The sequence below is a fragment of the Asticcacaulis sp. AC460 genome (genome assembly GCF_000495795.1).
Taxonomy (GTDB): domain Bacteria; phylum Pseudomonadota; class Alphaproteobacteria; order Caulobacterales; family Caulobacteraceae; genus Asticcacaulis.
The window spans coordinates 225,031-248,322 of sequence record NZ_AWGD01000025.1; the positions used below are offsets into that span (position 1 = coordinate 225,031).

At 63.2% G+C, this 23,292-nt stretch carries 18 protein-coding genes; 12 read left to right on the forward strand and 6 right to left on the reverse strand.

Going from position 1 to position 23,292, the window contains the following annotated elements:
- Window positions 1–231: 231 nt before the first annotated feature.
- Together ABAC460_RS48425 and ABAC460_RS39240 are read left to right on the forward strand one after the other, a co-directional pair.
- Window positions 232–2,055: a sensor histidine kinase gene (locus ABAC460_RS48425; RefSeq protein ID WP_162150332.1), complete on the forward strand. Its 1,824-nt coding sequence runs from the start codon at window positions 232–234 to the stop codon at window positions 2,053–2,055.
- A complete protein-coding gene (locus ABAC460_RS39240) occupies window positions 2,052–4,160 on the forward strand; it encodes a two-component system response regulator (RefSeq protein WP_023454226.1) in 2,109 nt (702 codons plus the stop codon). Before ABAC460_RS48425 ends, ABAC460_RS39240 begins: the two co-directional genes overlap by 4 nt.
- Here ABAC460_RS39240 and ABAC460_RS39245 read toward each other — a convergent pair.
- From ABAC460_RS39245 to ABAC460_RS39270, 6 genes are all read right to left on the reverse strand, one after another.
- Entirely contained in the window at window positions 4,157–4,705 is a 549-nt protein-coding gene (locus tag ABAC460_RS39245; RefSeq protein ID WP_023454227.1) for a hypothetical protein, read from the reverse strand. The genes ABAC460_RS39240 and ABAC460_RS39245 overlap by 4 nt on opposite strands.
- A gap of 8 nt (window positions 4,706–4,713) precedes the next feature.
- A complete protein-coding gene (gene galB / locus ABAC460_RS39250; RefSeq protein WP_023454228.1) occupies window positions 4,714–7,413 on the reverse strand; it encodes a beta-galactosidase GalB in 2,700 nt (899 codons plus the stop codon).
- A 73-nt stretch (window positions 7,414–7,486) separates the two neighbouring features.
- Window positions 7,487–8,221 (reverse strand): siderophore-interacting protein, encoded by a 735-nt coding sequence (locus ABAC460_RS39255; protein ID WP_023454229.1) that lies wholly within the window; start codon window positions 8,219–8,221, stop codon window positions 7,487–7,489.
- Complete coding sequence (locus ABAC460_RS39260) at window positions 8,218–8,769, reverse strand: PadR family transcriptional regulator (protein WP_023454230.1); 552 nt, start codon at window positions 8,767–8,769, stop codon at window positions 8,218–8,220. The genes ABAC460_RS39255 and ABAC460_RS39260 overlap by 4 nt, the downstream gene beginning before the upstream one ends.
- 101 nt (window positions 8,770–8,870) lie before the next feature.
- The gene (locus ABAC460_RS39265) at window positions 8,871–9,737 is read right to left on the reverse strand and encodes a transglutaminase-like domain-containing protein (RefSeq protein WP_023454231.1); all 867 of its coding nucleotides are present in this window, start codon (window positions 9,735–9,737) and stop codon (window positions 8,871–8,873) included.
- A gap of 184 nt (window positions 9,738–9,921) precedes the next feature.
- Window positions 9,922–10,794, reverse strand: a complete 873-nt coding sequence (locus ABAC460_RS39270; protein WP_031237016.1) for a MurR/RpiR family transcriptional regulator — start codon at window positions 10,792–10,794, stop codon at window positions 9,922–9,924.
- Between the two features lie 281 nt (window positions 10,795–11,075).
- Here ABAC460_RS39270 and ABAC460_RS39275 point away from each other — a divergent pair, with 281 nt between their 5' ends.
- The 10 genes from ABAC460_RS39275 to ABAC460_RS39320 form a co-directional block, all read left to right on the forward strand.
- Entirely contained in the window at window positions 11,076–13,307 is a 2,232-nt protein-coding gene (locus tag ABAC460_RS39275; protein WP_023454233.1) for a TonB-dependent receptor plug domain-containing protein, read from the forward strand.
- A 343-nt stretch (window positions 13,308–13,650) separates the two neighbouring features.
- Window positions 13,651–15,789 (forward strand): phosphocholine-specific phospholipase C, encoded by a 2,139-nt coding sequence (locus tag ABAC460_RS39280; protein WP_023454234.1) that lies wholly within the window; start codon window positions 13,651–13,653, stop codon window positions 15,787–15,789.
- Window positions 15,790–16,189: 400 nt separating this feature from the next.
- Entirely contained in the window at window positions 16,190–16,768 is a 579-nt protein-coding gene (locus ABAC460_RS39285; protein ID WP_023454235.1) for a TerD family protein, read from the forward strand.
- 52 nt (window positions 16,769–16,820) lie between these two features.
- Entirely contained in the window at window positions 16,821–17,993 is a 1,173-nt protein-coding gene (locus ABAC460_RS39290; RefSeq protein WP_023454236.1) for a TerD family protein, read from the forward strand.
- A 70-nt stretch (window positions 17,994–18,063) separates the two neighbouring features.
- The gene (locus tag ABAC460_RS39295) at window positions 18,064–19,194 is read left to right on the forward strand and encodes a DUF475 domain-containing protein (RefSeq protein ID WP_023454237.1); all 1,131 of its coding nucleotides are present in this window, start codon (window positions 18,064–18,066) and stop codon (window positions 19,192–19,194) included.
- Between the two features lie 40 nt (window positions 19,195–19,234).
- Window positions 19,235–19,807, forward strand: coding sequence for a TerD family protein (locus ABAC460_RS39300; RefSeq protein ID WP_023454238.1), 573 nt, complete (start codon window positions 19,235–19,237; stop codon window positions 19,805–19,807).
- 57 nt (window positions 19,808–19,864) lie between these two features.
- Entirely contained in the window at window positions 19,865–20,446 is a 582-nt protein-coding gene (locus ABAC460_RS39305) for a TerD family protein (RefSeq protein ID WP_023454239.1), read from the forward strand.
- 4 nt (window positions 20,447–20,450) lie between these two features.
- Window positions 20,451–21,440 carry an ATP-grasp domain-containing protein gene (locus tag ABAC460_RS39310; protein WP_023454240.1) on the forward strand — a complete coding sequence of 330 codons (990 nt, stop codon included), beginning with the start codon at window positions 20,451–20,453 and terminating at the stop codon, window positions 21,438–21,440.
- A 3-nt stretch (window positions 21,441–21,443) separates the two neighbouring features.
- Entirely contained in the window at window positions 21,444–22,541 is a 1,098-nt protein-coding gene (locus ABAC460_RS39315) for a S1C family serine protease (RefSeq protein ID WP_023454241.1), read from the forward strand.
- A gap of 11 nt (window positions 22,542–22,552) precedes the next feature.
- On the forward strand, window positions 22,553–23,292 hold a 740-nt coding region (locus tag ABAC460_RS39320), incomplete at its 3' end, for a phosphoribosyltransferase domain-containing protein (RefSeq protein ID WP_023454242.1).

Genomic DNA, 23,292 nt, shown 5'->3' on the forward strand with positions numbered 1-23,292 from the left:
TGTCTCTCACTGACCGCCCCGTGTTTCGTTTTGCTGGAGAGTTTATAGCAGCTTCCCTACTGCCGCGTCCGGAAATAAAAATTCAATGCAATCGGTTTCGATCCAGCGGATTGACGTTTCGTAAATCGTATGATGACCCGGCAACCACTTAATAAGTATTTGCGATTATTGTGGTTTCTCGACTTTTCGCGGCCAGTAAGGACGCGTGTCATATTTCAGCGAGAAGAAATCTTGTTGCAGCGTACCGACAAAGCCGCCGGCGGGTGGTTGCATTATACCAACCTGAAGGTCGAGGCCGCGATCTTCATGTTGATCGCCCTGACTTTTGCCGCGGTGATGGGCAAGGATGCCATTACCAGCCAGGCGTTCGACCTCTCGAAGCACGCGGCTCAGTATTATCCCTTTGTCTATGGTGACAAGGACGAGGGCGGCAAGACGACCGTCACCTACGATGCGGCGGTGCCTCTGAAATGGAGCTGCACGCTGGCGCCCGGTGCAGCCTATTCTTACTGCGGGTACGGCCTGCAACTGGATGTCAACCAGGACGGCCGCGGCGCCGACCTGTCCGGGTTTCAGGATATTCACCTGCGTATGAATTACCGGGGGGCGGGCGACCATATGCGTTTCCTGATCCAGACCGCCGTGCCGGAGAATGTCCGCGATCGGACCAAGGATGGCGACTCCATGCCCATGGTCGCGGAGTTCGAGGTCAAGGAGGGGATGAACGATATCCACCTAACCACCGAACAGTTCGTTACGGAGGCCTGGTGGTTGGGTGCGCGCAATATCCGGCCGGAAGAAATCAAGCCGGCGATGGACCATGTCGTTTCGGTTGCCATCGGCTCAGGCAGTACGGCGCCAATGGGCCGGTTCGATGTCGATGTCCAAGGCCTGGACTTCAAGGGACATTCGCTGTCGACGGCGCAGTGGTATCTGCTGATCCTGGGAGCGTGGCTGATCCTGACCGGTGGCTTCCTGGTCTATCGCTTCCTGAGCGTCCGCAAGGGTTTCGAAGAGCAGCAGAAGCGCCAGGCCGAAGAGGCCCGAGAACTGGCCGCCGCGCGTACGGCCGCCGAAGCTGCCAGCAGCGCCAAGTCGCAGTTCCTGGCCAATATGAGCCACGAGCTGCGCACACCGCTGAACGCCATACTGGGTTACGCCCAGCTTCTGAAGAGCAGCGACCTGAGCTCGCAGCAGCTGTCGGCGGTGAAGACCATCAAGCACAGCGGCGAGCATCTGTTGACGGTCATCACCGACATCCTGGACATCGCCAAGGTCGAGGCCGGGCGTATGGAACTGATGCCGGGCGGGTTCGATATCCGCGCCTGCGTGCTCACGGTCGGCCAGATGGTGCGCGTGCGTGCCGAGGACAAGGGCCTGGGCTTCAGCATCAGTATCGCCGAGGACGTACCGCAATATGTCGTGACAGATGAAAAGCGGATGCGTCAGGTGCTGATCAACCTGCTGGGCAATGCCATCAAGTTCACCGCATCCGGCGAAGTGCGCCTCAACGTGACGACAGTGTCGGTGGGGGAGGAGATGGCGCGGCTGCGCTTTGCCGTCAGCGATACCGGCGTGGGTATTGCGGCCGACCACATCGACAGCATTTTCCGGCCGTTCGAGCAGGCCGGCAACACCATCTCAAAAAGCGGGGGCACGGGGCTGGGGCTCAGCATCACGCATCAGATTGTCAAGCTGATGGGGGGCGAGATTTCGGTGGAGAGTGAAATCGGGCAGGGGAGTTGCTTCACCGTCGAAGCTGAGTTTCCGTTGGCCGTGGCTGAAACCGAAGGCGAACAGGCCGAAGCGCACATGGTGGAGATGCCGCAGACACAAACAGTGGTGGCCCCGGCGCCGGACGTTCTGGCGCGATTGCTGGACCTGGCGCGTGCGGGCAATCTGCGCGCCATTCGCCGGGAAATTCCGGGAATTATCGCCATGGGCGAGGACTATCGCGGCTTTGCCGAGCGTCTGGACGGCCTGGCGGCCGCCTATCAGTCGCCGGCGGTGCTGCGGATGATTGAACAGTACACAGTGGACAAGCGTGCCGCATGACCGAGACAATTCAGACTGCGGCGACCATCCTGGTCGTCGATGATAACCCGGTCAATCTGGGACTGGTGGCCGATCACCTCGAACTGCACGGCTACCAGGTCGTGGTGGCCCTGGGCGGCACCGAGGCGCTGGAGCGGGTAGCGTTTGTCCAACCCGACCTGGTGTTGCTGGACGTCATGATGCCGGATATCGATGGCTTCGAGACCTGCCGTCGCCTGAAGGCGCAGGACGGCGTCAAGGATATTCCGGTCATCTTCATGACCGCCCTGACCGATGTCGACAGCAAGGTGGCCGGTTTTGCCGCCGGTGGCGTCGATTATGTCAGCAAGCCGTTCCAGATCGAGGAGCTGCTGGCTCGGGTCAATACCCATCTGGCGCTGCGCCGGACGCAACTGGAGCTGATCGCGGCGGAAGCGTCTCTGCGCGAGTCGGAACTGCGCCATCGCCGCCTGTTCGAAACCGCGGGCGATGGCATCCTGGTGGTCGATTGTGAGGCCGGAACCGTGGCCGACCTGAACGCCCAGTGCAGCCAGATGCTGGGCGCAGCCGTCGAAGCCATGCGCGGCCAGAAGGTGGACGCGATACCGGTCTTCCAAGGCGCGGGTGGCAAGCCGATTATCGAAGCCCTGCGCGACGCCGGCCATATGAAGTGGGACGAATGGTCGTGGGAAAGACCCGACGGCACACCGGTGACCGTCGAGGTGTTGGGCACGACCTACCGGGCCGGCGACCGGCTGCTGGCGCAATGTACCTTCCGTGACGTCCGGGCGCGCAAGGAGGCCGAGGCCCGCGTGCGCTACCTCGCCATGCACGACGCCTTGACCGGCCTTCCCAATCGTACCCTGCTGATGGACCGGCTGGGTCAGGCCATTGCCCATGCCCGTCGCGACCAGGGCCAGGTTGGACTGCTGCTGCTGGACCTGGATCATTTCAAACACGTCAATGACAGCCTGGGGCATTTTGTCGGCGACGGACTGCTGGAAGAGGTGGCGCAGCGCCTGCGCAGCGTGCTGCGCGAAAGCGACACGCCGGCGCGGCTGGGTGGTGACGAATTCGTCATTGCGGCCAGCGACCTGGGCGGCGTCGCCGATGCGGAGGCCCTGGCCAGGCGCATCCTGAAGGCGCTGGAACCGGTGTGCATGGTCGAGGGCCATGAACTGCGTATCGGAACCAGCATCGGTATCGCCATGTATCCGGCCGATGGCGAGAACCCGGCGGCGCTGCTGCAGGCGGCCGATACCGCCATGTACCAGGCCAAGAAGAAGGGGCGAGGCAATTACCGCCTGTTCAGCCGCGACCTCAGCATGGCGGCCGAGCGTTGGCACACCTTGTCGAATGATTTGCACAATGCCTGTGAGCGCGGCGAGTTCGTCCTGCACTACCAACCGCAGCTATCCCTGGATCCGTCCGCCATTACCGGGCTGGAGGCCTTGCTGCGCTGGCAGCATCCGACCGAAGGCATGATCGCGCCCGGCCTGTTCATTCCTTTGCTGGAAGAACATGGCCGCATGGTCGAGGTCGGCAAGTGGGTGCTGCGGACGGCCTGCGCCCAGAATGTCGCGTGGCAGAAGCAGGGCCTGCCCAAGGTGCGTATCGCCGTCAACCTGTCGGCCCAGCAGTTCTATCGCGGCGATATCGTCGATACGGTCCGCGAAGCCCTGGCCGACACCGGCCTTGCGCCCGAATGGCTGGAACTGGAACTGACCGAAAGCCTTACACTGGATGATACCGACACGACGATGCGGCTCATGGCCGATCTGAAGGCGCTGGGGGTCAAGCTGTCGCTGGACGATTTCGGCACTGGCTGGTCGTCGCTGTCATACCTGAAGCGCTTCCCGCTCGACCGGATCAAGATCGACCGGTCATTCGTGCGTGACATCGTCAACGACCACAGCACGGCGGCGATCGTTCACAGCATCCTGGATCTGGCGCGTCAGCTGCACCTGGACTGCGTGGCGGAGGGTGTCGAAACCGAGGAACAGCTGGAGCACCTGCGCGAGGAGAAGTGCCCAGGCATCCAGGGGTTCCTGTTCAGCAAGGCGGTTGCTGCGGGCGAGATTCCGGCCTTGCTGGCACCCGTTGCTCCGGCGGCGCTGGCGAGTTAAGCTTCCACCGTCCACGTAAGCGCGAAGGCATGACGGTCAATGCCGGTGACTCTACCGGATTCGAGCTTCAGGCTGGCGCCCAGGGTGAGGAACTGGTGTTGGCCGGGCCCCCAGACGTCAAGCATCACGACGGGACGATCAATGACCTGGTGCAGGACCGGGCAGGGTGTGGCGACCGGACGGTAGTGGCCGTCGCCTGCGGCTTCATAGGCCCCGGCCAGGACCTCGTCGCCATTGGGACGGCCCGACGCGTCGCGCGGCAGATAGGCGTCTTCACGGCCATCGGGCAGGTCGTTGATGAAGATCAGTTCGCCACCTGTGGCGAAAAAGCTGGCCTCTTCGATAGCGTCGGGACGGGTGACGATGGTTTCGCCCGCCGTCGCCGTGCGAACCCGGATGGAGGCGGTCTTGCGGGCGGGCTGAGCGGCGGCGAAATCCAGGCGTGCGGGGTCAAGGACGGCGTAGGTCAGGCCGTCGATGTGGAGCAGTGTATCTCCGGTCAGGGCATGGTCGAGCGTCACCGGTCCGGTATACCCGGTCGCCAACGATCCGGCTACAAGCGGCTGGTGGTGACGGTCGTAGTGGCCGTTGTCAGGCCATCTGCCTCAGCGCGGACCGTGATCGGGCTCGTGGCGCCGGGTTTAGCGCGGACAATGGCCAGGCATAGGCCGAAGTATGCCGCGCGCGAGGACGAATGGAAGGGCTCGAAGCTCGCCGGATCGCCGTTGTCGGTGGCGACGATCTCGCCCGGACCGTCGATCGTGAAGCGGATGCGGTTATCAGCACGCGGCGCGGTCAGACCATCCTTGTCGGTGATCCGTGCGGTGATGAAGGCTAGGTCCTGGCCGTCGCCCGTGATGCGGTTGCGGTCGGCAACGGCTTCCAGGGCGGCGGCGGGACCGGCGGTTCGGGTCGTCGCGCGGGCCCATTCCTGGCCGTTCTTGTAGGCCACGACCGTGATTTCGCCAAGCTCATAGGTGACATAGTCCCAGCGCAGGCGGTATTCGTAGGCGCGCTTCTTCAACCGGCCCTGGGATTTGCCGTTGACGAAAAGTTCGGCTTCGTCGCCGGCGGTGATGGCGTGGACGGGGGTGACCTCGCCGACGCGGTCGGGCCAGGTCCAGTGCGGCAGGATATGGACGAACTTCATGTCCGGGCGCCACCGCGATTGGTAGAGGTAGAAGCGGTCCTTTTTGAAGCCGGCCAGGTCGAGAATGCCGGAATAGGAACTCCGCGCATCATAATAGGGCGTCGGCTCGCCCAGATAATCGAAGCCGGACCAGACGAACTCGCCGGCGACATAGGGATACTGGTCTTCCGCCGCCCAGGCGCGGTCGGCCGAGGTGCCGAAATCGGCGGCGAACAGTTCGTAGGCGCTGACCTGTCGGGTTTTCGGATCGCCGCCGACGCCGGGGCGAACCGCGGCGGTGTAGGCGCCCGGCACCGGAAACAGATAGGCGCCGCGCGTCGACAGGGCCGAGGCGCTTTCGGTGGTCAGGATCATCTTCTTCGGAAAAGCGGCGCGGAAGCCCGGGAAGTTGCCTGGCGCGGTGCGAATGCCGGCGCCCTGGTAATTGACCGTGACGACATCGACCGCGCCGGGCATAGGCATGTCGGGCTTGGCGTAGTTCATGGCGGTCATGGTCGGGCGGGTGGTGTCTTCTTCGCGCGTGATGGCGACCAGGTTGCGGGCGACCGCCGCGCCTTCTTCTCCGGAATATTGTTCGCCGACCTCGTTACCGACGCTCCACAGGACGATCGAAGGGTGGTTGCGGTCGCGGCGCAGCATGGCGCGCAGGTCCTGCTCGTGCCACTCCGGGAAGATCAGGTGGAAGTCGAGCGGGGTCTTCTTCTTTTTCCAGGAATCGAAGACCTCGTCGATGACCAGAAATCCCATGCGATCGCACAGATCCAGCAGTTCCGGCGCCGGCGGATTGTGGCTCATGCGGATGGCATTGCCGCCCATCTCCTGGATGATCTCAAGCTGGCGCTCGGCGGCGCGGACATTGAAGGCAGCACCCAAAGCACCAAGATCGTGGTGGTTGTTGACGCCCCGGAAGCGGATCGGCTCACCGTTAACGTGGAGGCCGGTGTCGGGATCGAAACGCAGATTGCGGATGCCGAACGGAGTCTCGTAGCGGTCGACTGTCTTGCCGTTGTGGCTCACAGTGGTGATGGCGATATGGCGGTGCGGGGTTTGCTGCGGTTTGGGGCCCCACAGGCGCGGGTTCTTGACGATCGTGGTGCCGGACACGGTGGCGGAGGTGCCGGGCGCGACCTGAATGCGGGCGGGGGCGATGGCGGCCAGAGCCTTGCCCGACGGGTGGCCATCCTCGCCCATCAGGAAGATCCGGGTCGAGACCTCGACCGTGGCGGTCGTAGCGCTGTCATTGTCGATCGTTGTGGTCAGGTTGACGGTGGAGGCATCTGCGGACACGTCAGGCGTGGTGACGAAGGTGCCCCACTGGCTGACATGGACCGGATTGGCCTTGGTCAGCCAGACATTGCGGTATAGGCCGCCGCCGGGATACCAGCGAGCGGATTCCGGCGGGTTGTCGAGCCGGATGGCGATCTGGTTGCGGCCGCCCGGTACCAGATAGGGCGTAAGGTCCAGGCGCCAGGAATTGTAACCATAGGGCCAGCCGCCGACGATATGGCCGTTGCACCAGACGACCGCATAGGACATGGCGCCGTCGATATCGAGGAAGACCGACTTGCCGCGGTCGCGCGCTGGGATATCGAGGCTGCGGCGGTACCAGCCTATGCCCCAGGATTTGAGGCGGCCCATGCCGCCATAGGGACCGCTTTCCAGCCACGGGCCGGCAATCGCCCAGTCGTGGGGCAGGGTGACCGCTTGCCAGGCGCTGTCGTCCAGGCCGGGTTCGGCGAAAGGCGGCAGGGCCGGTTCCGTCGCAGGACGGCTATGGCGTTTGGCTGGGTCTTTCACGAAGGCATTGCCGGCGGGCAGAACCCAGGCCTTGAGCGTCGGCTGACGGGCGCGGTCGATGGCGGCGGCATCGTCTGGACGAGCGTCGGCGGCCTTGCCGTCCTCGCTTTTGCTCAGTTCCGGACGGATGTCGTAGGGAAGGCCCGAGTGAGCGCCGTCATCGTCGCGATGGAAGCGCCAGCCCGTATTGATGGACAGCCTTTCGCGGCCGCCGCCTTTGGTTTCGGCCAGCGAGGGCAGGGCTGCCGACAGGGCGGACGCGGTGGCGAGGCTGGCGATAACGGCGCGGCGCGAAGGGGAGGGCATGACATTTCCCTGTTTTGTCTGACGATTTTGGTCTTACCTATTTTTATATGCGGCTTGACCAATAAGTCCACCCTTATTCGATCGGTTCGTGGGCGCCGGCCGTGCCGCGGCGCCAGTAGGCGGCGGCCTTCATGGACTTCGGATCGACGCCGCGGTCGGTCAGGATCTGGCGAAGGGCCTTGGCGGTCTGGGCTTCGCCGGCCACCCAGACATGGATATCGCCGGACGGTAACTCCAGGCGCATGACGGCGTCGGCCAGGTTTTGGCCTTCGGAACGTATGACCCAGTTGATGTCGGCCTCGGCGCGGGTGGTCCAGGTCTGGCGGTCGTCGTCGCTTTCGACCTCGGCCAGGATGGTGACCGGCGTGCCGGCCGGCAGTTCCTCCAGACGGCGGCCGATGGCAGGCAGCGCCGTTTCGTCGCCGATCAGGACGTAGCCGTCATAACCATCGGGCAGGATCTGCGACCCGCGTGGCCCACCGACGTTCAGGATGTCACCGGTCTGGGCAGATAACGCCCAGGCCGTAGCCGGGCCAGTCTCGCCGTGGAGTGCGAAATCCAGGGTTAGCCGGCCGGCGGTGACATCGAAGCGGCGCGGGGTATAGTCGCGCATGACCGGCTCAGCGGTTTCAGGATCGGCGAAGAACAGCTTGATATGGTCGTCGAAGCCCAGGGACTGGAAGCCGCTCAGGTCGCCCGTAAGGACGATGCGCTGCATATGCGGAGTCAGGCGATGGGTCTCGACGACCGTGAGTTCGCGCCGTCGGGTCTCGAAACGGACGCGCAGGGGTGTGCGGGCGATGGTCATTCCGAGCGCTCGATCTTCCTGGCCAGGTCGTCGATCCAGTCAACGATGTTTTCGATGTCGGTCTTCGACATCGGGCGGATGGCCCGGGTGCGCAAGGCGGCCTTCAGGTTATCCATGGCGCGGTAGAGGGGGGCGTAGTCCTCGCGGTTGCCGGGCTTGTCGGCCGCGGTTTCGAACAGACGCTCCAGATCCTCGGCGCGTTCGGCCAGCAGGGCCTGACCGGCCTCGGTGATCGAAGCGACCTTGCGGTTGTCGGCGTCGGTGGTGATGACGATGAAGCCGCCGTCCTCCAGCCAGCTCAGGGCTGGATAGACGATGCCGGGCGAGGGTGCATAGCCACCCTGGAACTGCTCCTCGATGGCCTTGATCAGTTCGTAGCCGTGGCTGGGCTTTTCGCTGATGAATTTCAGCAGGACCAGGCGCAGGCCGCCGTGACCGAAGCCGCGGCCATCTCGTCGGCCGCGCCCACCGAAGCGGTGACCGCCGTGAGGAGCGTGGTGTCCGCCATGATGGCTGAAGCCGCCACGGTTAAAGGGAAAGTCTCTCATATCTAGTAACTTTCAGATTGCTATCAGATATATCTGATTTGCATATAGGCACATTTCGGTCGGATGGCAATCAGATATATCTAAAATAATTTTAAGGCGCGCTATACCGCGCCGGCGTTCGGCGCCGGTTCTTCGGTGCTGATGGCGTCGATGGTGCGCGGCCAGGGTTCCGGGAGGCCGTCGGCGCGGTCGATGCTGATCTCGACCGGACCGTAGGCGACGCTGCCAAACGGTGAGCAGAACGCGATTTCAGCGGCATCGCGGCCGACGCCGATGCGGACCAGGCCGTCGAGATTGGCCATCCGCGTACCGTCGAACAGCCACCAGCGGCCTTCGAGATAGACTTCAAAAACCGCATGAAAGTCGTTGGGTTGCAGGCCATAGGCATAGCAACTGACGAAGCGGGCCGGGATATCCAGGGCGCGGCAGAAGGCAATGCCGAGATGGGCGAAGTCGCGGCAGACCCCGGCGCGCAGGATCAGGCTTTCGGTCGCCGTGGTCTGTTCGTTGGAGGCGCCGCGACGGTAGTCGATATTGTTGTACAGCCAGTTGCAGATGGCCGTCACACGCTCGAAGCCGCGATCGAGGTAGCCAAACTCCTTGCGCGCGAAGTCGGCCAGGCGGTCGGACGGTACGAAGCGCGACGGCAGCAGGAAGGGCATGATGTCCAGCGGCAGGTCGGCCACCGAGGTTTCACCCACGCTCCGCGGATCGGCGCGGTAGGGATCGAGGGTGACCTCGGCTTCGTAATGCAGGGTGAGCGGCCCGGCCGGGGCATGCAGGCCGACATAGCGGTTGTTGATGTCGGGAACCGTGTACGTCTTCAGTGGCAGGTCCGGAGTCACGGTCAGGCGCTCGACCAGGTCGATATGACGGCGCAGGCGCGCGACCTCGACATTGAAGATAAAGACGGACGGCGACAGGACCTCATAGCTAAGGGTGCAGCCGAGCTTGTAGCGGACAGGCATGATGGGTTTTCAAACAACAGGAGAAGGTCCGACGACGTTTGTGCCTGCCGGATAGAAAAAATTCGATACGAGCTTGGAAGCCTGCGCAAAGAAAGCTGCGCGCACAGGCTCTAAGATTTTGTACCGCTTCGTGTCTATGAAAAAGTTGCAAGAAACGATTGCCGCCACGTTTTGGCATTGGGCTCTAAAAGCGTTTTATCGACAACGTCTCAAACGTCTGTTTCAGGGTCGCCGTGGAACGATCGTAATCCGCCAGCGCGAGCGCTGCAATCAGGGCATCTACCACGCACAACTGGGCGATGCGGCTGGTCATGGCTTCGGTGCGGAACAGGGTCTCGCGCGCCATGGTGAACAGCACCACCTCGGCATAGGCCTGAATCGGCGAGCGGGCGAAGTTGGTGATCACCACCGTGCGGGCGCCGGCTTCGCGTGCCAGTCGGGTGGCGGCGACGGTTTCGTGGGTGGCGCCGGAATGGGTCACGGTCAGCACCGCAACATCGGGGCCGGTGCGTGAAGCACTGATCGCCTGGACGTGGCTGTCTATCACTACCTTGGCGTCGAGGCCTATGCGCAGCATGCGGTAGTGCGCGTCCTCGGCGATGGGGGCGGCCGAGCCGATGCCGTAGATCTCGATGCGTCTGGCCTGGCGGAAGATGTCGACGGCGCGGCTCAGCTCCTTGGGGTTCAGCACCGACAGCGAGTCGCGCAGGGCCTGGATGCCGGAATGGAAGATCTTGCGGCATACGGTGTCGGTATCGTCGTCGCGTTCCAGGTCTTCGTGTATGAACTGAACCGGCTGGACGGTCTCCTGAGCCAGGCTCAGTTTCAGTTGCTGGAAACCTGAGAGGCCCAGGCGGCGGCAGAAATTGATGACGCTGCCTTCGGAAACGCCGACGGCTTCGGACAGTTCGGTGATCGACATGGCGACGATGCGATGCGGCTGTTCGCTGACATAGTCGGCAATGCGCCGGGCGCCCCGGGCCAGGGACGGATAGGCGACGCGGATGCGGGTAAGGGCATTGTCGACCGGTTCACGGCCGTCGGCTAAGGCTTTCAACGCAAGAATATCCAAAAAAATCGCCCCGGAAGGGGAAGAGATAGCGCGATTCCGTGGCCGTACCGCCACGTCACAAAAGTTGAGCACAACCGTCGCGCCGCTGCCACCGGAAAGCGCCACTTTAAACTGAATATATCTCAAAATTATAAAACTATAAAAATGAGATTATTTCATAAAGTCGTCATCGAAGTCTGAGGTTTCTGTCACACGACCTGACTAGGTTCCGCCGCGTTCAGCCCGGCGTCTCCCATTGCGCCCGGCGTTTTCACGGGGATATCGATATGCGGATCAAGAAATTTCACGCGCCCTTGCTGGGGCTCGTGACGCTGGGCTGCGGCCTGGCAGGTGTGGCGTTTGCCAATGATGCGGCGCCGGTGGGCGATGCGGAATCGGGCGTTGTCACTGTCACCGGCAAGCGGTCGCCGGCGACTCCGGTGGCGCGCGAACTGGCCGACTATGGCACGGAAGTGCAGGTCATCACCGCCGAACAGATCGACCAGAGCGGCGCCATCAATTTTGCCGAAGCGGCGCAGTTCCTGATCAAGGGCGTCAATGTCGGCTATTCACCCGACGAAGGTGAGTTCACCATCCGTCTGGACGGCGGCGGTGACCGCGACACCCTGGTGACCCTGGACGGCACGCCGCTGTACGACCGCGGCCCGGCGCTGGAAAACATCTGGGGCGCCACCACGATCGATCCGCACATGATCGAGAACATCGAGGTCTTCCGTGGCGGCAACAGCCTGTATTTCGGCTCCAACGGCGGCATCGGCGTCGTCAATGTCATCACCAAGAAGCCGGACGGCACGCGCAAGGGCGAGTTCGGCGTCTCCTACGGTTCCTTCGCCACCCGCGAAGTCTGGGGCAACTACAGCTTCCCTCTGGACGAGGCCGGCCACCACAGCTTCATGTTCTACGGCTCGATGCTGGCCACCGACGGCCCGCGTATCTTCGATCCGTCGAAGTTCACCGACAATGTCGCTCTGGCGGGCGGCATCCAGGACTATCCGCTGAACAAGAACCATGTCGGCGCCAAATACCTGTGGCAGATCGACGAGAACACCCAGTTCCGCGCCAATGTCATCTATACCGAAAGCTGGTTCCAGGATCCGTTCCCGTCGGGTGAGACCTATTCGCCCAACACGCTGCGCTACCCGATCGCCGACGTGGCCTTCAGCAAGCGTTTCAACGACCGTTTCTCGATCGAAGCCTCGGCCTACTATTCCAACCCGGAACTGTGGAACGCCGAACTGTATCCGGAAATCTGCAAGGTCTCGGCCGGCTGCGTCGATCCGAACACACCGACCCGGACCATCCCTTATGGCGCCTGGACCGGCGCGGTCGAGCCGGCTTTCGCTCACGGCTTCGGCACCACCAACCAGTACCGCAGCGGCTTCAAGGAAACCGGCGCCACGGTCCGCGCCACCATCAACGCGGCCTCCTTCCTGGAAACCGTTGTCGGCGTGCAATATGTCTCCTATGCCGACGACTCGGACGAACGTTTCGCCACGCCGGACAATGACAGCACCACCACGGGCGTGTTCGTCGACTTTCATCCCCGCCTGCCGTTCAGCCCGTCGACCAATATCTCGATCGCCATCCGCCAGGACTTCTCCGAAGCTTTCGACAGCAAGACCGTCTGGAAGTTCGGCTTCAAGCAACCGATCGGCGATTTCTACCTTCGCGCCAATGGCGGGACTTCGTACAGCCTGCCCCAGACCAACGAACTGTACATTAACAATCCGCGTCCGCCGCAGACATCCGCTTCGGCTGCCTTTACGGTGGTCGGTAATCCGGACCTGGAAACCGAAGAGACCGAAACCTACAACCTGGCCGCCGGCTATCAGGGCGCCTTGGGCGATCTGCGGATCAGCACCGAAATCGGCGCCTTCGACACCGAGATCAGCAACCGCATCCGCACCACGTCGGGCCGGCCGATCGTCGTGAACCACAACGGCACCAACTACTCGGTCGATACCTACTACAACGACACCGCCGTCACCAAGATCAAGGGCCTGACGGTGGATGCCGATGTCTTCGTTGGCGAGCAGTGGAGCTTCGGCTTTGCCTATACGGCGCAGGATGCGGCCCCGGCCAGCGGCCCGCGCCAGGGCATCCAGATCAACGAAACGCCGGAATGGTTCGTCATCGGCAAGCTGAACTGGGAATCGCGCAACGGCCGCCTGAAGGCGCAGCTGCTGTCGCGGACCCAGGGACCCGAATGGGCCACCGGCGGCCCGGCCGAGAAGTTCCGTCATAACTTCGGTGATTACACCGTCGTCAACGGCACCCTGACCTACCTGGCCGGCAAGGACATGGAGCACCGCTTCCAGCTCCGCGTCGCCAACCTGTTCGACACTGAATATGCCGAACGTTATGGCTACGGGAACAACTTCTACGGTGTGGCGTTCAACCGCGGTGAATATACCAATACGGACGATCGCTACTTCTACGGCTATCCGTTCGAAGGCAAGCCGCGCAGCTTCTATTTCACCTATTCGACCCAGTTCTAAAAGACTGTTGGAAACTCCGTCCGACTGGCCTGCAAAGTGCTGTTTTCTGCGCTTCCGGTGCTCACGTACTTAAGTACGCTCCGCTCCGGTTCTCGAAACCACCCCTTTTCGGCTCAGCCTGACGGCTTTCCAAACAGTCTTTAGGTAAGGGGAGGGGGGCCGTAAGGGTACCCCTCCGCCGGCTTCGCCGGCACCTCCTCATGAGATGGGGAGGAGGACCAAGCATAACTTCTTGTGTGTGTATTCCCCCTGAGGCAGGGCGGACCGGATGGGGGAGGGCGTTTCCTCCATCAGCGTCCCGACCGGTTCGTCCCGCTTTTTTCTAATTCCTGGAGCTCCTGACATGACCGATACGGATCGCCGCAGCCTGTTGCGCCTGTTCGGCGCCGGCGCGACCCTGGCCGCCGCCGCGCCCTTCACCTACGCCATCGCCCAGGCCATGAGCCTGCCCGCCAAACGGGTCACGGGCACCCTCCAGGACGTCAAACATATCGTCATCCTGATGCAGGAAAACCGGTCGTTCGACCATTATTTCGGCACGCTACGTGGGGTGCGCGGCTTCGGTGACCGCTTTCCGATCCCGATGACCAACGGCCCGGTGTGGCAGCAGTCGGACGGCAACAAGGTCATCCCGCCCTATCATCTCAATACCCGCACCACCAACGCCATCGCCGTGCCCGGCACGCCGCACAGCTTCTCGGACTCGCAGGCGGCGTGGAACCAGGGCAGGTTCGGTTATTGGCCCAAGTACAAGAACCCGTATTCGATGGGCTATTATCAGCGCGACGATATCCCGTTCCAGTTCGCCCTGGCCGAAGCTTTTACCATCTGCGACCATTATCACTGTTCGATCACCACCGGGACAGACCCGAACCGCATCGTCTTCTGGTCGGGTTCGAACCATGACCCGAAGCTGCGGGCCGCCGGGATTAACGCCACCGAGGCCGATTCCGAGCCCAACAATATGCGCTGCTGGGTCAAGGGCGCGCTGCCGGAACCGGGCTACGAATATCAGGGCTCGGCCTTTGCCTGGCCGACCCTGCCGGACGTGCTGGAAGGTGCCGGCGTGTCGTGGCGCATCTATCAGGACCCGAACGACAACTGGACCGGCGCCATGCATGGCGGTCTGGCCTTCGAGAGCTTCCGCAACGCCAAGCCGGGCTCTGCCCTCTACGAAAAGGGCATGAGCCACTGGTCGCTGGAGCAGTTCGCGAAGGACGTCCAGGACGGCACCTTGCCGGCGGTGTCGTGGATCCTGCCCAACAAGGAATGGTCCGAGCACCCGTCGGCCTCGACTCCTTTGCAGGGCGCAGAGTTCACCGCTGGCATCCTCAGCGCCCTGGTCGCCAATCCGGACGTGTGGGGTTCGACCGTCTTCTTCCAGACCTTCGACGAGAATGACGGCCTGTTCGACCACCTGCCGCCGTCGGCACCTCCGTCCTATACGGCGGACGGCACCCTGATGGGCAAGTCGACGGTCGACCTGAAAGGCTTCTACTTCTCCGATCCGCAGCGCAAGTTCCTCGATCCGTCCGATACGGTCAGCGGTACGCTGCGGCCGTGGGGCCTGAGTGCGCGGGTGCCAATGTATGTCGTGTCGCCGTGGTCGAAGGGCGGTTGGGTGACGTCGCAGGTGTTCGACCACACCTCGGTCGGCCAGTTCCTGGAAAAGCGCTTTGGCGTTACCGTACCGGCGATCAGCCCGTGGCATCGCGCCGTCTGCGGCGACCTGACCTCGGCGTTCGACTTCTCCATGCCGGAGGGGCCGGAATTCCCGGGCCTGCCCGATGCGTCGGGCTCGGAGCAGGCGGTCTTGGCGCAGATCCACCGCAAGCGGATCGAACCGCCGGCGCAAGCAGAACCGCTGATGCAGGAAAAGGGCACGCGGCCGTCGCGGGCCTTGCCGTACGACCTGGATGTCGTCGCGAAGGTGCATGACGGCGTCGAGCTTGAGTTCGTCAACCGCGGCCAGGCCGGAGCGGTATTCCACGTCTATGACCGGCTGAACCTGGAGACCATTCCGCGGCGCTATACGGTCGAGGCCGGCAAGAGCCTCAAGGATCAATGGCCGGGCCAGCGCTACGACCTGTGGGTGCTGGGGCCGAACGGCTTCCATCGCGCCTTTGCCGGCGAGAGTGTGACGGCGGTCGAGGTGACGACGGTGATGACCTCACGTCCGGCGCTCCTGCAGGTCGCCCTGCGCAATTCGGGCACCGTCGCGGTTGAGGTGGTGGTCGACGCCGAGGTCTACGGCCAGGGCAAAACGACGGTCGCCGTCAAACCGGGGGCGGTGCACAAGCAGGTGTTCGACCTGGGCAAGCACGGCAACTGGTACGACGTCACGGTCACGGCGGGGGCTCAGGTGCGGCGGTTTGCCGGCCGCATTGAAACCGGCGCCCACGGCATCAGCGATCCGGCGATGGCGCAGGTAGTCGAGCCCGTGGCCTATCCCAAGCCGGAGATGCGGCTGCCGAAATTTTGAAGCAAGGCTTGACATATAAGGATTGGTAGCGCTAACATAATTTCGTCGTGACGTAGATCACGCGCCAGTGCCGCCACATGTCCAAGCAGGGGCCGTCCGCAAGGGCGGCCCTTGTTGACTCCGGCTGCGGCAAACCGCCGCGTTCAAATTCTCCTGATGGGTGGTGTTTGGCTTGTCCCGCCTGAGGTTTTATGGCAACAGTCGTGGCGGGGGGACCGTTCTGCACACTTCCGGGGTTGCCGTGCAGGGACGAGTTTCAACAAAAGTATCAAGCGTTTAAGCTTTGTTTTGGTAACCACGACTAATCCCTGAGCCCGAGCCTGGCCACACCGTGGCCAGATGCCAGGTTAAGCGCTCTCACAGGCCTGTTGCGCCGTCTTGCCACCATGGAAGGATAACTATGAGTATTTCCCTGCAAAAAAACGCATCGGTAAGCCTCAAGAAGGAGGGCGGTGACGGCCTGACCAATATCACCCTGGGCGTCGGCTGGGACGTGGCTACCGGCCTGCTAAGCGGACTGTTCGGCGGCGGCGGGAGCATCGACCTGGATGCGTCCTGTATCGCCTTCGATGCCAATGGCCGCGTGGTCGACACCATCTGGTTCCAGCAGTTGCTCAGCCGCGACGGCTCGATCCGCCACAGCGGTGACAACCTTACGGGCGAGGGGGACGGCGACGACGAGACCATTTCCATCGACCTGACCCGCCTGCCGTCCGAGATCGAGACCCTGGTGTTCACGGTCAACAGCTTCCGCGGCCAGACCTTCGACAAGGTCAAGAACGCCTTCAGCCGCGTGGTCGATAGCCGCGCCCGCAAGGAGCTGGCGCGTTTCGATATCTCGGAAAGCGGCCCGCATACCGGCGTGGTGCTGGCCTACGTCAAGCGCGACGGCGGTCAGTGGACCTTCAAGGCCATCGGCGAGCGCACCACGGCGCGGACGGTGAAGGATATCACCGCCCTGGCCGCCCGACTGATCTGATACGATAACGCGGAGAGAGGTTCGCCTCTCTCCCCAGCCTACAGAGATACGCATGCAGTTGCAGAAGGGCGAAAAACGCAGCCTGGCCGACCTGGGCGTCGGCGCCCAGTGCGCGGTCAAGGTCGAGTTCGGGCTGGACGGCGCCGATATCGCCGCCTTCGGGCTCAACAAGGAGCGCAAGATCGGCGACGACCGCTATGTCGTGCTGTTTTCCAACACGCGATCGCCAGAGGGCGCCATTACGCTGACTCCATCATCCGGGGCGGCGCAGTTCCAGCTGGAACTGGACCGGTTGCCTGAGACGATCGACCGGGTGGTCTTTACCGCGACCCACGACAGCCGCCCCATCGGTCAGGCGCGGCCCCTGCTGGTCACCCTGGGCAGCAACCAGGCCTCCTTCAACGTGGCGGAGCACCTGAATGCTGAAAAGGCGGTCATGCTGATCGAGCTCTACCGGCATAGTTCGGGTTGGCGCGTCGGCACCATCGCCGCCGGGTTCGAAGGCGGCCTGGCCGCGCTGATCACCCATTTCGGCGGTGAGGTGGCAGATGCCCCCGCCGCAGCGCCGGCTCCCGCTGCGGCGCCCGCGGCACCGCCACCTTCGACGCCCTCCGCGCCGGTCAGCCTGAAAAAGGTGACGCTGGAGAAGAGCAATCCGCGCGTCAGCCTGCAGAAGACGGGCGCGACCTTCGGCGAAATCATCCTGAACCTGAACTGGAGCCAGCCGGAACAGAAGCGCGGCCTGTTCGGCGGCGGCCCCAAAAACGTCGACCTCGACCTGGGTGTGATGTTCGAACTGCAGGATGGCTACAAGGGCTGTATCCAGGGCCTGGGCCGCAGTTTCGGTGACTATGAATACGAGCCGTATATCCAGTTGTCGGGCGATGATCGCACAGGCGCCGTCACGACCGGTGAAACCATCCGTGTCAACGGGCGCCACTTCGACAAAATCAGACGGATCGGCGTTTTTGCCCTGATCTATGACGGCGTGCCGAACTGGCAACAGACCGACGGTATCGTCCGCATGACTGTGCCGGGCCAGCCGGAGGTCGAAATCCGCCTGGTGGAGGGGCGCGACAATGCCCGGCTGTGTGGGATTGCGCTTATCGATAACGTGAATGGCAATCTGCAGATGGATCGCCATATGAAATATTACCGTGGCCAGAAGGAGTTTGCCGACGATATCGGTATCTATCTGCAATGGCAGGCCGGCCGTAAGGACTGACAGTCGGCGCGGCCCGCCGCCATCCCCCAAAACGACGCGCGGTATTGCCGGGCGCTAACAAGAGACAAGTATGCTGAAGAACTTTTACGGATCGATCGCCTTTACCGTCGTATCCCTGATTTTGGTGGGGGTTCTGGGCTATTACCAGACCGGCCTGATCGGGCCGACCCTGCAGATGGTGTTCCTGGCCTGCGTGTTGGGCGTCATGGAAACCTCGCTCAGCCTCGACAATGCCGTGGTCAATGCTTCGATCCTGAAGGACATGGACCCGGTATGGCAGCGACGGTTCCTGACCTGGGGCATCATCATCGCCGTGTTCGGCATGCGGATCATCTTCCCGATCCTGATCGTGTCGATCTCGGCCATGGTGACGCCATGGGAAGCCACGCGCATCGCCTTGATGGATCATCAGCTTTACGAAAAGATCGTCACCAGCGCCCATATCGGCATTTCCGGCTTCGGTGGGGCCTTCCTGATGCTGGTCGGCCTGAACTTCTTCTTTGACGACGAACGTGAGCACCACTGGCTCGGCTTTATCGAGCGGCCCCTGGCGGCCTTGGCCAAGATTCCGTTCTCGCCCTATATCGTCACTGCCGTGCTGATCGCCGGCCTGTCCTTCCTGGTCCACGGTGAAGAGCAGAAGACCTTCCTGATCGCCGGCCTGTCGGGCGTGCTCACCTTCCTCGCGGTGCAGAAGTTTGGCGACTGGATCGGCGGCGAAAAGGACCATACCGGCGTCGTCGTACGCAGCGGTGCGGGCGCCTTTATCTATCTCGAATTCCTCGACGCCTCCTTCTCGTTCGACGGCGTGATCGGGGCCTTCGCCATCACCAACGACATCGTCCTGATCGCCCTGGGCCTGGGTATCGGCGCCATGTTCGTGCGCTCGATGACGATCGCCCTGGTCCGCGGTGGACACCTGGCGGAGTTCCGCTTCCTGGAATCCGGCGCCTTCTACGCCATCATAGCCCTGGCGACCATCATGCTGCTCAGCATCAAGCTGCACATTCCGGAAGCCGTGACCGGCCTGGTCGGGGCCGTCATCATCGGTGTATCGCTGTGGGTGTCGATCGAGCACAAGAAGCGCTTCCCGCAAGAATATGCCGAGGACGGCGACGCCCAGATCATCCTGCCGACCGGTGAGGTCGTGCCGGACCAGCATACCCAGCCGGTTGACGACAAGACCACGCTGGACAGATAACCCATACCCTCAACGTCAAGGATGAAAAGGACTGTTTGATATGGCAATTTCGCTTTCCAAGGGCGGCAACGTCAGCCTGAGCAAGGAAGACCCCGCGCTCGACGAAGTCATCGTCGGCCTGGGTTGGGATACACGCGCCACCGATGGCACCGACTTCGATCTCGACGCTTCGGCCTTCCTGCTGAAGACCGACGGCAAGGTTCGCGCCGACAATGATTTCGTCTTCTACAACAACAAGGTCGTGACCGGTGTCGAACACCTGGGCGACAACCGCACCGGCGCCGGCGATGGCGACGACGAGCAGGTCAAGGTTACCTTGTCCAAGGTGCCGGCGGATATCGACAAGATCGCCGTCGTCGTCACCATCCACGATGGCGAAGCCCGCAAGCAGAGCTTCGGCCAGGTGTCCAACGCCTTCATCCGCCTGGTCAATCAAAAGACCAATGTCGAGATCGTCCGCTACGACCTGTCGGAAGACGCTTCGGTCGAAACAGCGATGATCCTGGGTGAGGTCTATCGCAACAACAACGAGTGGAAGTTCCGCGCCGTCGGCCAGGGCTTCAAGGGCGGCCTGGGGCCGCTGGCCACCAATTACGGCGTCAATATCGGCTAAAAACCAAGGCCGGGACGGGCGGATACCGTCCGTCCCGCCATCTACAAGGATTTCCCCATGGCAGTTTCTCTCGTCAAGGGCGGTAACGTATCGCTCTCCAAGGAGGCCCCCGGCCTCAGCTCCGTCACCGTCGGCCTGGGTTGGGACGTCCGCAAGACGGACGGCGCGGCGTTCGACCTCGACGCCTCGGCCTTTATCGTGGATGAGGGCGGCAAGGTGCTGAGCGACGGCCATTTCGTCTTCTACAACAACAAGACTTCGCCCGACGGCGCCGTGGTCTACGGCGGTGACAATCGCACCGGCGAAGGCGCCGGCGACGACGAAACCATCAAGGTCGACTTCGCCAAGCTGCCGGCCAATGTCAAAAAGGTGACGGTCGCCGTAACCATCTATGACGGCCAGCAGCGCCGTCAGAACTTCGGCTCGGTCCAGAACGCCTATGCCCGCGTGATCAACAATGCCGACGGCAAGGAATTGGCGCGCTACGACCTGTCGGAAGACAGCAGCACCAATGCCGCCATGGTCTTTGTGGAACTGTATCGCGGTCCGGCCGGCGACATCAAGGTCAAAGCGGTAGGCGAGGGCTGGGAAAGCGGCCTGGCTGGCCTGGCTTCGGCCATGGGTGTGAACCTGGCCTAAGCCCATGCGTATCTGGTTTAACCGCGGCTTTTCCCTGGCCAGTATTTCGCAGGCCATGATGGCGGCGGAGCCGGGCCTCGACGTCTATGCAAGTGTGGCCAAGGGCATGCCCCGCCATGCCGGGCCGGTCGAAACCTGGATCGAGCCGGACGTCGACACGGTCGGCTATGTCGCGTGGGTGCGCAGCCAGGTCGAGGCCCATGGCATCGACATCCTGATCCCGACCCACTATCGCAACGCCCTGCGCGACGCCGACCTGCCGTGCCGGGTCGAATTCCCGGCCGGCCGTAGAGCGTTGAAACTGCTCGAGGACAAGTACCGGTTTGCCGAGGACCTGCGGGATACCGAATTCCATCTCGACACCGTGCTCATCCGGTCCAGCGATGAACTGGCGGCGGCCCTGGCCGGGGTCGGTGACCGGTGGGGGAGTGACGCTGTGCCGTGCGTCAAGCCGCGCAACGGGGTGAACGGGTTCGGTTTCTGGAAGCTGACCCGCGACAAGCCGATGCGGCACCTGGAAAACCCGGATGGCCGGGAAATCCACCAGGACCTCTATCTGGCGGCGTTGCGACTGGAGGAAAAACGTAAACCCATCCGCGATATGGTGCTGATGGATTTCCTGCCCGGGCCGGAAGTGTCGTTCGACATCCTGGCCGAAGAGGGACGGATGCTGCGTTATGCGGCGCGGACCAAGCTTCACACCGGGCGGCAGCGCATCCAGACAACGCATCCGCTCAGCGACTATGCCCGGCAACTGGTGGAACGGTTCACATTGCACGGGACGGTCAATATCCAGTTCCGCAAACACCGTGACGGTAGCTGGAAGGTACTGGAGATCAATGCCCGGCCGGCCGGCGGGGTGGTCTATGCGGAAGCCGTCGGAGCCGGTATCCTGGCCGGATGGGCCGGCCTGCTGACGGGGCGGATGACGGCGGATGAGGTGACGGGGACGATGATTGACACCGAAGTCGGTTTCGAAACGATGGTGAGGTAGGCGATGCTGACGCCGACGCCAGGTCAGAGGATTCAGGTCGTCCGGGACGGCGACTGGTTGATTACGGCCCTGGGCCGCGACGCCGACCGTGTGGTCGTCTGCGCCGTCGGGGCGGATGGCGCCATTATTCCGTTCGCCCAGGGCGAAGGCGGGCGCTGGATGGCGCCGTCGCCGCTGATCCGCGACACCGCCCTGGAGGTGATCGCCTATATCAACGACGACCGCAGCGGCGGTTTCGTCAATACGGCCTATCCGATCCAGGTCGAGATCGCCGGCCAGGTCCACAGCTTCCCGGAGCCCGACCAGCAACTGGCCGCGGTGATCCTGGCCGAGATCTATGCCAAGGACGGTGTCTGGCGCGCCAAGGTGTCAAACGAAGGCTTCACCTTCGGGATCGAGGCCTTCGCCCGCGCTCGCAACCTGGGCAATGTCGCCTTCCCGTCGCGGCCCGGTCGGGCCGACGGCGCGCCCAGCCGGCCGCCGCGCGGTTCGACGGCGACGGGCAGTGGTGTCGTCATTGCGCCCAAGCTGGTCGTCACCAATGCGCACGTCATCGAAGACGGGGTGTCGCTGGAAATCGGACGCAGCCGCACGCCGTTGAAGCTGGTAGCGGCCGACCTGATGCACGACCTGGCCTTGCTGGAAGGTGAGGTTGAGGGAAGCCCTATACCGATGCGGCTGGGTTCGCCGCTGTGGCTGGGTGAAGGCGTCCTGGCGGCGGGCTTTCCGTTGATGGATGTGCTGGGGGCGGATCTGAAGGTCACGACCGGCAATATTTCCGGCCTCACCGGTGGCCATGGCGATGTCTCGCGGTTCCAGTTCACGGCGCCGATCGGATCGGGATCGTCGGGCGGGGCCATTATCGACGAAGCCGGCAATCTGGTGGGGATTACCTCATCATCCCTGGCCCACGGCAATATGCGCGAACGGGGCTCCATTTCGGAAAACGTCAACTTCGCCATACGCGCGGCACTGGTTTACGAACTGATCGCCGCGGCGGGATTTACCCAGCCGGACGTACAAGTGTCGCGCAACAACGACCGGCGCGACGTCGTACAGCGGCTGCGCAAGTCGGTGGTCAGTATTATCGTTCATATGTGAGAGGCAGGCGGATGAGCCACGCGGCAACCGCACAGGCGTCGGAAACGATCTCGCTTCCGACCGGAAAACTGACGCTGACCGTTCACGACGGTCCGCCGCTGCGCGACCTGTGCGACTTCGCCGCCCGGTCCAATCCGAAGCGCGGCTTCCTGATCGTGTCGAAGATCCTGGGGCGGCATCTGCCGGCGGCGCCGGCGCAGATGCGGGCGTCTATGGCGACGCTGGCGGCGAAGATCGCGGCGGACCTGCCCCAGCCGGTCGTGTTTCTCGGCATGGCCGAGACGGCGACGGCGCTGGGACAGGGGATATTCGCCGCCTTCCGTCACCTGCATCCGCAGGTCGAGGCCCTGTATCTGCAAAGTTCGCGGCAAAGGGTCGAGGGGGCGCGGGTGCTGGCCTCATTCGAGGAAGGCCACAGCCACGCCACGACCCATCTTGTTCAGGTGGCCGATCCCGGTCTGGAGGACCTGGTCCGGTCGGCGCGGTCCCTGGTCATCGTCGACGACGAATGCAGTACGGGCAACACCTTCATTGCGGCGGCGAAGGCGCTGGCCGGTGAGATGCCGGCGCTGAGCCGCATCGAAACCTGCTGTATCACCGACTGGGGCAACGGCGCCTATCTCAACGCCATGCCGCACCCGACCCAGGCGCGGGCCATCCTGTCCGGCGCCATGACCTGGCAGGCGGGAGCCGCTGCGGCGGCACCGGTCCTGGCGGCGGCCTCCAACCAGGCCGGCGCGGCACCGGCCGG

Coding starts and splice junctions, on each gene's coding strand:
- ABAC460_RS39260 (WP_023454230.1), bottom strand. CDS start 8,769: ATGAGAGACTTTCCCTTTAACCGTGGCGGCTTCAGCCATCATGGCGGA.
- ABAC460_RS39240 (WP_023454226.1), top strand. CDS start 2,052: ATGACCGAGACAATTCAGACTGCGGCGACCATCCTGGTCGTCGATGAT.
- ABAC460_RS39310 (WP_023454240.1), top strand. CDS start 20,451: ATGCGTATCTGGTTTAACCGCGGCTTTTCCCTGGCCAGTATTTCGCAG.
- ABAC460_RS39255 (WP_023454229.1), bottom strand. CDS start 8,221: ATGACCATCGCCCGCACACCCCTGCGCGTCCGTTTCGAGACCCGACGG.
- ABAC460_RS39280 (WP_023454234.1), top strand. CDS start 13,651: ATGACCGATACGGATCGCCGCAGCCTGTTGCGCCTGTTCGGCGCCGGC.
- ABAC460_RS39285 (WP_023454235.1), top strand. CDS start 16,190: ATGAGTATTTCCCTGCAAAAAAACGCATCGGTAAGCCTCAAGAAGGAG.
- ABAC460_RS39265 (WP_023454231.1), bottom strand. CDS start 9,737: ATGCCTGTCCGCTACAAGCTCGGCTGCACCCTTAGCTATGAGGTCCTG.
- ABAC460_RS39305 (WP_023454239.1), top strand. CDS start 19,865: ATGGCAGTTTCTCTCGTCAAGGGCGGTAACGTATCGCTCTCCAAGGAG.
- ABAC460_RS39295 (WP_023454237.1), top strand. CDS start 18,064: ATGCTGAAGAACTTTTACGGATCGATCGCCTTTACCGTCGTATCCCTG.
- ABAC460_RS39275 (WP_023454233.1), top strand. CDS start 11,076: ATGCGGATCAAGAAATTTCACGCGCCCTTGCTGGGGCTCGTGACGCTG.
- ABAC460_RS39300 (WP_023454238.1), top strand. CDS start 19,235: ATGGCAATTTCGCTTTCCAAGGGCGGCAACGTCAGCCTGAGCAAGGAA.
- ABAC460_RS39290 (WP_023454236.1), top strand. CDS start 16,821: ATGCAGTTGCAGAAGGGCGAAAAACGCAGCCTGGCCGACCTGGGCGTC.
- galB (WP_023454228.1), bottom strand. CDS start 7,413: ATGCCCTCCCCTTCGCGCCGCGCCGTTATCGCCAGCCTCGCCACCGCG.
- ABAC460_RS39315 (WP_023454241.1), top strand. CDS start 21,444: ATGCTGACGCCGACGCCAGGTCAGAGGATTCAGGTCGTCCGGGACGGC.